Source organism: Mesorhizobium sp. WSM4815 (assembly GCF_055811575.1).
Window position 1 is genome coordinate 38,722 of record NZ_JBVVQS010000074.1, and the last position, 12,229, is coordinate 50,950.

Below are 12,229 nucleotides of genomic sequence, written 5' to 3' on the forward strand. Positions count from 1 at the left end.
TCTTTCATGAACCGCCCTTGTCCCGGCGTTTCGACATCACCGCCGACATCGTGCGGCCGAGATTGCGCTCCGCCGCCTGGTAGTCGCGCTGTGCCACCGCGACGAACAGCGCGTCGAGAATGTTGAGCTGGGCGATGCGCGCCGCCGCGTTCTCGCCCATCAATGGCGAGCCCTGCGCGGTCGAGCACAGCACGATGTCGGCGACGGCGGCCAGCGGCGAGTTGTCGTAATTGGTGATCGCCAGCGTCCGCGCACCGCTCTTGCGGGCGAGATGGATGGCATCGATGACGGCGCTGGTGTTGCCGGAATGCGAGAAGCCGACCGCGATGTCGTCGGCGCCGAGCAGCGAGGCCGACATCAGCATCATGTGCGAATCGTCGTAGACGGATGCGCGGATGCCGATGCGCAGGAATTTGTGCGAGACGTCGCGCGCGATCTGCGCCGAACCGCCGACGCCATAGAAATCGCGGTTCCTGGCGCGGTACAAAAGATCGGCGGCGCGGTCGAAATCGTCCATGTCGAGGATCGCCAGCGTTTCCTCCAGCGCCTGGATCGAGGTGCGGAACACTTTTTGGACGATCTCGGCCGAGCTGTCGTCGACCGACAGTTCCTGGTGCATTTCGGCGGTCGGCAGGCGGCTGTATTCATAAACCGCGGTGCGGAAGTCGCGATAGCCGGAAAAGCCCAGTTTCTTGGCGATCTTCACCACCATCGCCTCCGACACGCCGGCTTCTTCGGCGATCTGCTTGAGCGGAATGGTCTCGTCGAAGCCGCGCCGTCCGAATACGGTTTCCACCACCTTCGCCTCGAGCGGTGTCAAATGCGGCATCATCATGCGGATCCGCGGTCCTACTGCTTTCAGATCCAGGCTGGTCAAGGTCATCCACGTCCCCTCGTCACGCGATCGATGAGCATCGCGGCGAGGATTATAAGGCCAGTTGCCAAGAGCTGATAGAAGGACTGGACATTCATCAGCGTCAGGCCGTTGCGCATGGTGCCGAGGATGACGGCGCCCAGGATGGTGCCGACGACGCTGCCCTTGCCGCCCATCAGCGAGGCGCCGCCGATGGCCGCCGCGGCAATGGCATCGAGCTCCCAGAGATTGCCGAGAATGGGCTCAGCGGCACCCAGCCGTCCGATCAGGATCTGCGCGGCAAGGGCCGCCAGCAGGCCCGAGATCATGTAGGCGGCGATCTTGGTGCGAGCGATCGGCACGCCGGCTATGTAGGCCGCCTCCTCATTGCCGCCGACGGCGAGCAGATATTCGCCGAAAGGCGTCTTCTTGAGGATGATCCAGGCGATCAGCGCGACCACGGCCACGATGATGACCGCCAGTGGCAATCCGAACAGCGAGCCGTTGAAGATGGCGCGGAAGCCGGCTGGCAGGCCGAGCACCGGATTGCCGCCGGTATAGATCAGCGCCAGCGCCCGGTAGGTGCTGAGCGTTCCCAGTGTGACGATGAAAGGCTGCAGCCCGACATAGGCGACCAGCACGCCATTGAGCAGGCCGCAGACGAGGCCGATGGCGAAGCCGGCGGCGATGGCCAGTGGGAACGGCACGCCGGCAACCAGCATCGAGGCCGAGATGACGGCCGAAAGGGCTGCCGTCGGCCCGACCGACAGATCGATGCCGCCCGAGATGATCACCAGCGTCATGCCCAACGCCAGGCAGGCGTTGATGCTCGACTGCTGCAGGATGTTGATCAAATTGCGCTCGGCAAAGAAGCCCGGGACCAGCGCGCCGAAGACGGCGAGGATCACCACCAGGCCGATCAGCGTGCCGGCGTCGCGCAGCGAAAACCGGTGCAGGAATTCAGCCCGTGGGCGCGCTGCTGTGTGTTCGGTTACATCAGTCATCCGCTCGTCCTGTCCGTTATGCCTTGCCGGCCCGATGGCCTTGCGCCTTGCCGGCCTTGCGTCTCCGATTGGGGTATGGCGTGCGCCGCGATCGCCTGTTCGCTGAGATCAGCCCGGTCGAGCTCGGCGGCGACCGTGCCATCGCGCATGACCAGCACGCGGTCGGCGAGCCGGATCACCTCGGGAAGCTCGGACGACACGACGACGACCGAATGGCCTTCGGCGGCAAGCTCCTCGATCAAATGGTAGATCTCCGCCTTGGCGCCGATATCGATGCCGCGCGTCGGCTCATCGAACAAAAGGATGCGCGTTCCCGCCGCCAGCCAGCGGCCGATGATCGCCTTCTGCTGGTTGCCGCCGCTGAACAGCCGGATCGGCCGGTCGAGCAGGAACGGGCGCAAATTGACCCGCTTCATCTTCTCGGCCGCGACCCGTTTCAGCCTGGTGTGATCGATGACGCCGCGCGGTGCGAACACGCCCATCGAGGCCAGCGCCATATTGCTGGAGATCGACCGCAACGGCACGATGCCTTCGCGCTTGCGCTCCTCCGGCACCAGGCCGATGCCGGCGGCGATGGCGTCGCGCGGATTGGCGAGTTTTATGGCCTTGCCGTCGATCTCGACCCTGCCCGACGAGGCGCGGTCGGCGCCGGCCAGCAGCCGCAGCAGTTCGGTGCGGCCCGAGCCGACCAGGCCGGCAATGCCCAGCACCTCGCCGCGGTACAGGTCGAACGAGACGTCATGGACCTTGGTTGCCGAGGCGAGGCCACGCACGCTCAGTCTGACCTTGCTGGAGGCGTGCGAGCGGTGCTGTTCCTGGGCAAGCTCGCGTCCGACCATCATCGAAACGACGGCTTTTTCCGACATTTGCGCCAGATCGACGGATCCGACCACGACGCCGTCGCGCATGATTGTGGCGCGCTGGCAGATGCCGAACACCTCGTCCAGCTTGTGCGAGACATAGACGACCGCGACGCCGTCGCGCGCCAGCCCGGCAATGACTTCGGCCAGCCGCTCGAACTCGCTCGGCGTCAGGCTCGATGTCGGCTCGTCCATCGCCACGACGCGTGCCCGATCGAGCAGCGCCCGGGCGATCTCGACGATCTGCCGCTGCGCGACCTTCAGGCTGCCGAGCGGGACTGCCGGATCGATGGTCGGATCGAGGGCGGCAAGGGCTTCCGCGGCGCGGCGCTCCTGCTCGCGCCGGGCGACGAAGATGCCGCCGCGCGTCAGCGGATGGCCGAGGAACATGTTCTGGGCGACGCTGAGATGCGGCACCTGCTGCAATTCCTGATGGATCATGGCGACGCCCGCGGCGCGCGCCGCGACCGGATTGTTCAGCGCCACCGGTCTGCCGTCGATCAGCACGCTTCCGGCGGTCGGCCTGTAGACCCCCGACAGGATGCGCAGCAGCGTCGATTTGCCGGCGCCGTTCTCACCGAGCAGGCCATGGATTTCGCCGGCGCCGACGGAAAAGGACACATCGCTCAGCGCTCGCACCGCCGGAAACACCTTGGAAATGCGCTCGAATTGCAGCCGCGGGACAGACATTGGTTCTATTCTCCAGGCAAAGGGCGCCAGCCCGGCCGGCACCCGCAGTCCTGCCCTTAATTGCCCGCTGCCGCGTCCTCGAGCAGCGCCTTGCGCACGGCGTCGCCGGCGCCGGAATAGCGGTCGGCATTGTCCTTGGTGATAAGCGCCTGCGGCGTGGCGACGACGCGCGGCAGCTTCTGCCCGGCCACCAGCCGCAGCGCCGATTCCAGCGCCACCTCGCCGGTCAGCACCGGGAAGCTGTCGACGGTGCCGGTCAGTTCGCCGGCGCGGATCGAGGCATAGGCGTCGGAGATGCCGTCGGTCCCGAAGACGGCGACCTTGTCCTGCAGGCCGGCGGCCTTGACCGCCTCGACGATGCCCAGTGCCATGCCGTCATTGTTGGCATAGAAGCCGATCAGGTCGGGGTGCTGCTGCAGGATGTTGCTGGCAGCGTCGTAGGAGGTCTGGCGATCCCAATTGCCGGGCACGCTGGCGACGACCTCGAACTTGCCGGTCTCGGTGATCGTGGCCTTGAAGCCATCCGTGCGCTGGACTGCGGCATAGACGCCGGCCTGGCCTTCGACGATGGCGACCTTGCCGCCGTCCGGCCGGTTCTTGATGAACCATTTGGCGACGCGCACGCCATTGTCGCGCTGGACATTGCCGACATAGTGCTCGGCCTGCGGGATGACCGCGTCATTGACATTGACCACCGGCACGTTGGCGGCCTTGGCCTGTTCCATGATCGGCTGCAGGTTGGAGTCGGTCTGCGGTGAGACCAGCAGCACGTTGTAGCCTTGCGTGACCAGGCCTTCGGCGATTGTCAGCTGGCCGAGCTGGTCGCCCTCGCTCTGCGCCGCCTGGTAGACGACCGGCACGCCGACGCGATCGCCCAACGACTTGTAGCCCTCACCCAGCGAGCGCCAGTATTCGTTGGTCAGCGTCTTGGAGACGGCGCCCGCCCTGGTGCCGTCGGGCAGCTTGGGCAACGCGCCGAACTTGGCCTCGAGTTGCGACCAGTCGATGCGGTCCTTTTCGGTGTCGGAATTGAGCGGCGCGAGGTCGGAGGAATAGGCGGAGCCGATGGACAACGCCATCAACGCAGCGGTGGCGGTGGCAAGCAGAAATTTCATGGTCTTTCCTCCCTTGTTGAACGATTTTGAGGCCGAGCCTCAGTTCTCCGGCCCGAGCATGGCTTCCTGGATGATGGCTTGCGACGCGACCGCGTCCTGGCGGTCGATGGCGGTGGACAGGCGATTGTCCTTCTCCAGCCGCTCGACGACGCGCAGCATGCGCTTGACGGTGGCGATGTTGACTTCGCATTCGTGGATCGGATCGAGCCCGGTCATGTCGGGAAATGTGTCGAAGTAGATGGCGCCGGCGTAGCCGTCGCGGCGGATCTGCCTAAGCAGCTCGATCGTCTGCAGCGTATGCACCGCGCCGACCATCAGGCCGTCGTCGCGCTTGGCGTAGCCGTCGTTGAGATGCACGCCCAAGAGCTTGCTGTGGCGCGCCACAAGTGCTGCGGCAAAGGCCGGCTGCTCGTCGGCATAGAGCACATGGGCGAAATCGAGCGTCACGCCGAGATTGGGCAGGCCGATCTCGCGGATCGCCAGCAAGGTCGTCGCCGCGTCGGGCATCAGGCTGTAGGAACGCGGCTCGTTGGGCTTGTACTCCAGGCTGATCAGGCAGTCGGGATCATGCGCTGCCACTTCACGAATACCATCAATTTCGTGTTGCCATAGCGTCGCGTAATCGGCCTGGAAAGCATAGTCGAAGCCATCCTGGCCGAGCCACAGCGTCATCAGATTGGCGCCGGCCTCACGCGCGGCGTCGATGCCCGCCTTGGTCAGGTCGATGGCTTCGCGGCGAACTGCCGGATCCGGATTGGTGAAGGCGCCGAGCTTGAAGGCCGGATTGGAGTAGTAGCGCATGGCAAAACCATTGATGGAAAGCCCGATGTCGCCGAGTTTTCGCGCCATTTCCACAGGTTTTTCATCGACATGATCGGGAAAGTTGAGGTCAAGGTCGGTCAGCCCCGCAACTTTCGCCGCACGCGCAGCCATCTGCAGCATGGACGGCTTGCCGACAAGCTCCGGCCATTCGGCCTGCGGCCGCGAGGCAAAGGAATTCAGGCGTGTGGCGAAACGATTGGCTGTCATGGATGACCTTTCTTGGACATAACTTCACATACTATAGTTTATTTGTAAAGTCGGATGTGCCGTTTGATTCAAGACTGGGCGACGGTACAGCGTACATAGAGAGGAGCAGGCGGCCACGAAGAGACGAACTGCTGACGCACGATTTGATCCGCGTTCATGATGCTTTAAGCGCAGTTGTTACCGTTTTCGCAAAAACGGTAACAACTCAATGATGGCCGTGGCAGCGAAGTTGTGTTATTACCCTTTTCGCGAAAACGGTAACAACGCCCATGCAGCAAATACCCCACACATACCAGACGCTCTATTCCGAGTTGGCGCAGCGGTCGCTGGACGCCGCGTTTTCGACGGAATTCAACATCGGCGGCCGCTTTGTCACAGCCGAGGTGAAAGGCCGCCGCTACTGGTATCTCGACCTACCTAGCCCTGACGGCGGCAAAACACGCAGATATGTCGGCCCCGTCGACGATCCTGAAATCACCAGGAGGGTCGAAAACTTCAAAGACCTGAAAGCCGACATCAAAGAGCGGCGAAAGCTGGTTTCGACACTCGTTCGCGAAGCCTACCTGCCACGGCCGGAAAGGAAGACCGGCGACATTGTCCAGGCACTCGCCGAAGCTGGCTTCTTCAGACTTCGTGGCGTCCTGGTCGGTACCGTCGCTTACCAATGCTATCCAGCCGTCCTTGGCGTTCGCCTACCTAGCACGTCAATGGTCACCGGCGATGCCGATTTTGCGCAGTTTCATTCGATCTCGACGGCCGTCGATGACAAAATGCCACCCGTGCTCGATACGCTGAGGCAAGTCGACCCGACATTCCGAGAGATTCCGCACCAGGCTGATGGCCGCTTCACGACGCAATACTCGTCTCGCTCCGGATACAGGGTCGAATTCCTGACTCCGAACACCGGTTCGGCCGACTACGAGGGTCATCCTACAACCATGCCCGCGCTTGGTGGCGCGTCGGCGCAGCCCCTGCGCTTTCTCGATTTCCTGATATACGAACCGATCCGGGCCGTTCTCCTGCACGGCGCCGGCGTGCCGGTGAACGTGCCTTCGCCCGAACGGTACGCGATCCATAAGCTCATCATCGCCAGCCGCCGCCGGACGGACAACGACGGCACCGCCAAGAGCCGCAAGGACAAGATGCAGGCTGCAACCATCATGGAAGCCATGATCGAACAACGGCAGTCGGAAGATCTGGCCGATGCTTTCATGGAGGCATATGGCCGCGGTGCGGCCTGGAAAGAAGCCATACGCCAGACACTGTCCCAGATTGACCACGGCACGCGCGAAACCGTCCTGCCGGCGCTGGCCCGCGCTATTCGAAAGCTGGAAAGAAATCCTAGCGAATTCCACCTTGAAGACGTGGCGGCCGCACCGAAGCCGTAGGGCCTGCGCATAAAGGTTCCGGGCGGGCGCTGCTGATCGTAACCCTGTACAACCGCTGGCCGCCCTTGCGTCTTGCGCGCCAATTGATCATCCTCGCCGCAGTTGCACCGCGGCCGGGGGGGTTCGCACATGCCGACGCTTTATGCGCTGAAACCGGCCTTCCAGGCCAGGCTGCGGCCGCTCGCCGACCGGCTGGCCGCGGCCGGCGTCACCGCCAACCAGATCACGCTGCTGGCTGCCGCCCTGTCGGTTGCCACCGGCGTTGTGGTCGCAGCCCTTGCCGGCCATCGCGCGGTCTTGCTGCTGATGCCGGTGGTGCTGTTTGCGCGCATGGCGCTCAACGCCATCGACGGCATGCTTGCGCGCGAACATGGCCAGGCCTCAAAACTCGGCATGTATCTCAACGAACTCTGCGACGCCGTCTCCGACCTGGCGCTGATCCTGGCCTTTGCCGCTCTCTTCCCTGCCTGGGGGGTCGTCGCCTTTGCCGTCACAGCAATGCTTGTGGAGTTCGCCGGCGTGCTCGGCATCGCGGCAGGCACCGGGCGCAATTATGCCGGGCCGTTCGGCAAGAGCGATCGGGCGCTGGCGCTCGGCATCGTCGCCGTCCTCGTCGCCTGCGGCCTATGGGTGGACGCGATCACGCCGTTCGTGTTTCCGGCAATGGCTACACTCTCGCTGGTGACCGCCATCAACCGGATACGCAGCGGCCTTAACGGGAGCGGCGACTGAAATTCCGGTCGCATCCGCCTGGGGAAAAACATGCTTCACGAACCGACGATTGCTGCTTCCGCAGTTGAGCAGCGGGTGGCGCAGGAGCGCAGCTTCCGCAGCCATGACGGCACCGAGATCTTCTACCGCTACTGGCCGGCGGTCGGGCAACCCGCCAGGAGCGCGATTGTGCTGTTCCACCGCGGCCACGAGCATGGCGGCCGCATGGCGCATCTGGTCGACGAACTCGATATGCCCGGCCATGCCTTCTACGCCTGGGACGCGCGCGGCAATGGCCGCTCGGCCGGCGAGCGCGGCTATGCGCCGTCTTTTGCAGTACTTGTGCGCGACATCGATTGTTTGGTGCGTGAGATCGGCAGAGACGGTTTTTCCCAGCGCGACATCGCGCTGATCGCGCAATCATTCGGCGCGGTGCTCGCCGCCGCCTGGGTGCATGATTATGCACCGCAGATTCGCGCGCTGGTGCTGGCCTCGCCAGCCTTCTCGGTCAAGCTCTACGTGCCTTTCGCCAAGCAAGGCATTGCGCTGTCGCAGAAGATCAAGGGCCGCTTCTTCGTCAATTCCTACGTCAAGGCCAAGTTCCTGACGCATGACCCCGAGCGCATCGCCTCCTTCGAGGCCGACCCGCTGATCACGCGGCCGATCGCTTCCAACATCCTGGTCGAGCTCTACGACCACGCCGCCCGCATCGTCTCGGATGCCCGCGCCATCACCGTGCCGACGCAATTGCTGATCTCCGGCAGCGACTGGGTTGTGCGGCATGGACCGCAGCACGAATTCTTCGTCAATCTCGCCAGCCCGGCCAAGCAGCGGCATGTGCTGCCCGGCTTCTTCCACGACACGCTGGGCGAGCGCGACCGCCGCAAGGCACTCGACCTGATCAAGTCGTTCCTCGAAAGCCAGTTCTCGACGCCACAGAAGTCCGTCGACCTGACCGCGGCCGACCGCGCTGGCTACACACGCGACGAGGTCGACCGGCTGGCCTCGCCGCTCGCTTTGCTGTCACCGAAAGGCCTCTACTGGGCAATGAGCCGCGCCTCGATCCGTGCGGGCGCCTGGCTGTCGTCAGGCATGAAGACCGGGATAGCCACCGGCTTCGATTCCGGCTCGACCCTCGACTATGTCTACGAGAACCAGGCGCGGGGCGCCGGTCCGCTCGGCCGCATGATCGACCGCACCTTTCTCGACGCCATCGGCTGGCGCGGCATCCGCCAGCGCAAGCTGCATCTAGAAGAGCTGATCGGCAGCGCCACCGGGACGCTGAAGGCCGCCGGCCGCACAGTCCATATCGTCGATATCGCTGCCGGCCACGGCCGCTACGTGCTCGACGCCGTCGCCAAATGCACCGAGCCGCCGGCCAGCGTGCGGTTGCAGGATTTTTCCGAGCTCAACGTTTCGCTCGGCTGCAAGCTGATCGCCGAGCGGCACCTGCCGACCAGCGTCTCGTTCCGCCAGGCCGATGCCTTCGACGCCGAGATGCTTGCCGGGCTCGATCCGGCGCCGGACCTGGCCATCGTCTCCGGGCTTTACGAATTGTTTGCCGACAACGCCATGGTCGCCCGCTCGCTCGGCGGGCTGGCCAGGGCGATGCAGCCCGGCGGCCTGCTTGTCTACACCAACCAGCCCTGGCATCCGCAGCTCGAAATGATCGCGCGCAGCCTGACCTCGCATCGCGGCGGCCAGGCCTGGGTGATGCGCCGGCGCACGCAAGGCGAGATGGACCAGCTGGTGGCGGCGGCCGGCTTCGAAAAGCTCGACCAGCGCATCGACCAGTGGGGCATCTTCACCGTATCGGTCGCGCGGCGCGTCTGAGCATGGTCTTGCCTGTCCTTGGTCTTGCCCCTGCCCCTTCCGCCACTGGGCGCGAGCAGTACGCCGCAATCGTGCTGCGCGCGGCGCTGTGGCTCGCATTCCTGGCGCCGTTCTTCTATGCGAGCTACGGCTTCGCCAACTGGCTGGCGTCGCAGCGCGACGATGTCGGCAGCATCGTCTTCACCTGGGAGCGCGACATCCCGTTCATCGCCTGGACGATCGTGCCCTACTGGTCGATCAACCTGTTCTACGGCCTGTCGCTGCTGCTCAACGATACCAAGCGCGGCGTCGATCGTCTCGCCGGCCGCTATCTCACGGCGCAGATCGTCGCCGTCGCCTGTTTCATCCTGTTCCCGCTGACGGCGACCTTCGTGCGGCCGCAGACATCAGGCCTGCCAGGCTTCATGTTCGCGGTGCTCGGCGGCTTCGACAAGCCGTTCAACCAGGCGCCGTCGCTGCACATCGCGCTGCTGGTCATCATCTGGGATCATTGGCGCTATCGGCTGAAAAGCATGGCCGGCGTCGTCTGGCATGCCTGGTGTCTGCTGATCGGCGCCTCGGTGCTGACGACGTGGCAGCACCATGTCATCGATATCCCGACCGGCGCTTTGCTCGGCTTTTTCGCCTTGTGGCTGTTTCCGCGCAACGGCGAATTGCCGTTCGCCGGCTTCCGGCTGACCGCTGACGCCGGCGCGCGGCGGCTGGCGCTGTTCTACGCGCTGGTCGCAGCGCTGGCGCTGGCCGGCGCCGCTGCCGGCGCCTTCGTTTCGGCGCTGTGGCTCATCCTGCTGTGGCCGGCGCTGGCACTGGCCATCGTTGCCTTCGCCTATGCCGGAGCCGGCGCCAAAGTGTTCCAGAAAACGGCCGACGGCAGCGTCTCGCTGGCCAGCCGTGTTTTGCTGCTGCCCCACCGGCTTGGCGCCAGGATCAATGCATGGATATGGACGCGCAAGCTGCCGCCGCATGTCGCCATTGCCGACGGTGTCTTCCTCGGCCGCTTTCCCACCGTCGCCGAGGCCGGCGCCTTCGGCACGGTGATCGACCTTGCCGGCGAGCTGGAGCGGCCGCGCCGCGTCGCCTGCCGCTGGACGGCTGTCGCCATGGTCGATCTTTTGCCGCCCTCGCCCGAGGCGCAGGCGCAGGCGGTGGCGGCGATCGAGGACGCGCGCAGCCACGGCACTGTGCTGGTCTGCTGTGCGCTCGGCTTCCAGCGCAGCGCCGGCGCCGTCGCCGCCTGGCTGGTTGCCACCGGCCGCGCCGACACGCTGGTGCAAGCGCGAAACAAGCTCGCCACCGCGGGCCGACCGGTGCATCTTCACGTGGACCAGCCGGCATGAACAGTTCGAGCAATAGACGAAGCCACTTGCCAAAGTCGGCGCTGCCCCTCACCTGCCTGCCGGCATCCTCTCCCCGTATAGTGGCGGGGAGAGGGGCGCCGTCATCAGCGGTTTCGCCAATCACCAGCGTTTTGGAAATGGCGCCGACACCGCGGCCAGCCCCTTCTCCCCGTCACTATACGGGGAGAAGTGCCCGCCAGGGCGATGAGGGGCGGCGCAAGCGCTTGGAAAAGGGCGGCACCAAACCTGAAGCGATTATTCCGGCATGAGTGCCCATCGAGACAAGGCCGAAGCGTTCGCCGCCGGGCTGATGACGCAGGCGGTGTGGCCGCTGTTTTTGGTGCTGGCCGCGTTGGCGGCCGCGCCGGTCATTGCCGTGGCGGCGCAGCCGCAGGCGACCACGCTGGCGGCAGCGGCCTGGCTGGTCGCGGCAGCGAGCGGCGTGGTCACTCTCGCCGTCTCGGCCCTGCTTGCCTTCGACGCGTTGCTGTTCTGGCTGATGGCCAGCCACATCAGCGAGGCCGCCGGTGGTGCCTCGGTAGACGACGTGCTGGCGCGCATGCGCGTCAAACCGGCCGCTGCCGGCATCCGCTCGCTCGACCGGCGCATCGCGGGCACGCAACGCCTGCTGATGAAGCAGCGCATCGCGCTCGGCCTGTTCGTGGCGGCGTCACTCGTCGCCTTGTCTTTCTGAGCCCGACGATGAGCAAGTTCGGCACAAGGAGCTTCACCCTGCTGCAGACCGTGACCTCGGTCGGCCTGTCGGCGCTGGCCTGGGCGGTGACCGGCGTGCGGCCGATCTGGAACGGCAGCCAGCCGTCGGACCGGCAGCGCATCTACTTCGCCAATCATGCCAGCCACGGCGATTTCATCCTGCTGTCGGCCTGCCTCAGCGAGAAGCAGCGCGCCCGCACCCATGCGGTGGCAGCCGCCGACTATTGGGGAAAATCGCGGCTGCGCCGGTTCATCGCGCAGGACATGCTGTCCTCGGTGCTCATCCACCGGCAGTGGACCGATGAAGCGCAGAATCCGATCTCGATCATGCTGTCGGTGCTCGACGAGGGTCATTCGCTGATCATCTTCCCCGAGGGCACGCGCAACATGACCGACCAGCCGCTGCTGCCGTTCCGCTCCGGCCTCTACAATCTGTCGATGGCGCGGCCCGACGTCGAACTCATCCCGTGCTGGATCGAGAACATGTCCCGGGTGCTGCCCAAGGGCGAGTTCGTGCCGGTGCCGCTGCTCTGCCGCGTCGTCTTCGGCGCGCCGATCGCCATTGCGCCCGGCGAGGAACGCCGCGCCTTTCTCGAGCGCGCCCGCCAAACACTGCTGGCGCTGAACCCCCGCCCGCCAACGCATGATGCGGAAAAGTGGAATCCGGTTTTCCGAAAAACATCATGCGACCAAAA

10 protein-coding genes and 1 pseudogene are annotated in these 12,229 nt (G+C 65.1%); 6 read left to right on the forward strand and 5 right to left on the reverse strand.

What is annotated here, in order from left to right; genetic code table 11:
- Positions 1-4: 4 nt before the first annotated feature.
- The 5 genes from AC0L2B_RS03545 to AC0L2B_RS03565 are packed head-to-tail and all read right to left on the reverse strand — an operon-like array spanning position 5 to position 5,551.
- Positions 5-883 carry a MurR/RpiR family transcriptional regulator gene (locus tag AC0L2B_RS03545; protein ID WP_473744203.1) on the reverse strand — a complete coding sequence of 293 codons (879 nt, stop codon included), beginning with the start codon at positions 881-883 and terminating at the stop codon, positions 5-7.
- A complete protein-coding gene (locus tag AC0L2B_RS03550) occupies positions 880-1,857 on the reverse strand; it encodes an ABC transporter permease (RefSeq protein WP_023799047.1) in 978 nt (325 codons plus the stop codon). The genes AC0L2B_RS03545 and AC0L2B_RS03550 overlap by 4 nt, the downstream gene beginning before the upstream one ends.
- A complete protein-coding gene (locus AC0L2B_RS03555; RefSeq protein WP_473744204.1) occupies positions 1,854-3,407 on the reverse strand; it encodes a sugar ABC transporter ATP-binding protein in 1,554 nt (517 codons plus the stop codon). The genes AC0L2B_RS03550 and AC0L2B_RS03555 overlap by 4 nt, the downstream gene beginning before the upstream one ends.
- Before the next feature lie 56 nt (positions 3,408-3,463).
- Positions 3,464-4,522 (reverse strand): sugar ABC transporter substrate-binding protein, encoded by a 1,059-nt coding sequence (locus tag AC0L2B_RS03560; RefSeq protein ID WP_473744205.1) that lies wholly within the window; start codon positions 4,520-4,522, stop codon positions 3,464-3,466.
- Between the two features lie 39 nt (positions 4,523-4,561).
- Complete coding sequence (locus AC0L2B_RS03565; RefSeq protein ID WP_473744207.1) at positions 4,562-5,551, reverse strand: TIM barrel protein; 990 nt, start codon at positions 5,549-5,551, stop codon at positions 4,562-4,564.
- A gap of 269 nt (positions 5,552-5,820) precedes the next feature.
- Between AC0L2B_RS03565 and AC0L2B_RS03570 the strand changes: the two genes are divergently transcribed.
- From AC0L2B_RS03570 to AC0L2B_RS03595, 6 genes and pseudogenes are all read left to right on the forward strand, one after another.
- Positions 5,821-6,939: a nucleotidyltransferase family protein gene (locus AC0L2B_RS03570; RefSeq protein ID WP_473744209.1), complete on the forward strand. Its 1,119-nt coding sequence runs from the start codon at positions 5,821-5,823 to the stop codon at positions 6,937-6,939.
- 129 nt (positions 6,940-7,068) lie between these two features.
- Entirely contained in the window at positions 7,069-7,671 is a 603-nt protein-coding gene (locus AC0L2B_RS03575) for a CDP-alcohol phosphatidyltransferase family protein (protein ID WP_473517211.1), read from the forward strand.
- 30 nt (positions 7,672-7,701) lie between these two features.
- On the forward strand, positions 7,702-9,483 hold the full coding sequence (locus AC0L2B_RS03580; RefSeq protein ID WP_473744210.1) for a bifunctional alpha/beta hydrolase/class I SAM-dependent methyltransferase: 1,782 nt from the start codon (positions 7,702-7,704) through the stop codon (positions 9,481-9,483).
- Positions 9,484-9,485: 2 nt separating this feature from the next.
- The gene (locus AC0L2B_RS03585) at positions 9,486-10,820 is read left to right on the forward strand and encodes a phosphatase PAP2/dual specificity phosphatase family protein (RefSeq protein WP_473744212.1); all 1,335 of its coding nucleotides are present in this window, start codon (positions 9,486-9,488) and stop codon (positions 10,818-10,820) included.
- Between the two features lie 265 nt (positions 10,821-11,085).
- On the forward strand, positions 11,086-11,514 hold the full coding sequence (locus AC0L2B_RS03590) for a hypothetical protein (protein WP_027154291.1): 429 nt from the start codon (positions 11,086-11,088) through the stop codon (positions 11,512-11,514).
- Positions 11,515-11,522: 8 nt separating this feature from the next.
- A pseudogene (locus AC0L2B_RS03595) lies at positions 11,523-12,182 on the forward strand (lysophospholipid acyltransferase family protein); the annotation flags it as partial.
- Positions 12,183-12,229 lie beyond the last annotated feature (47 nt).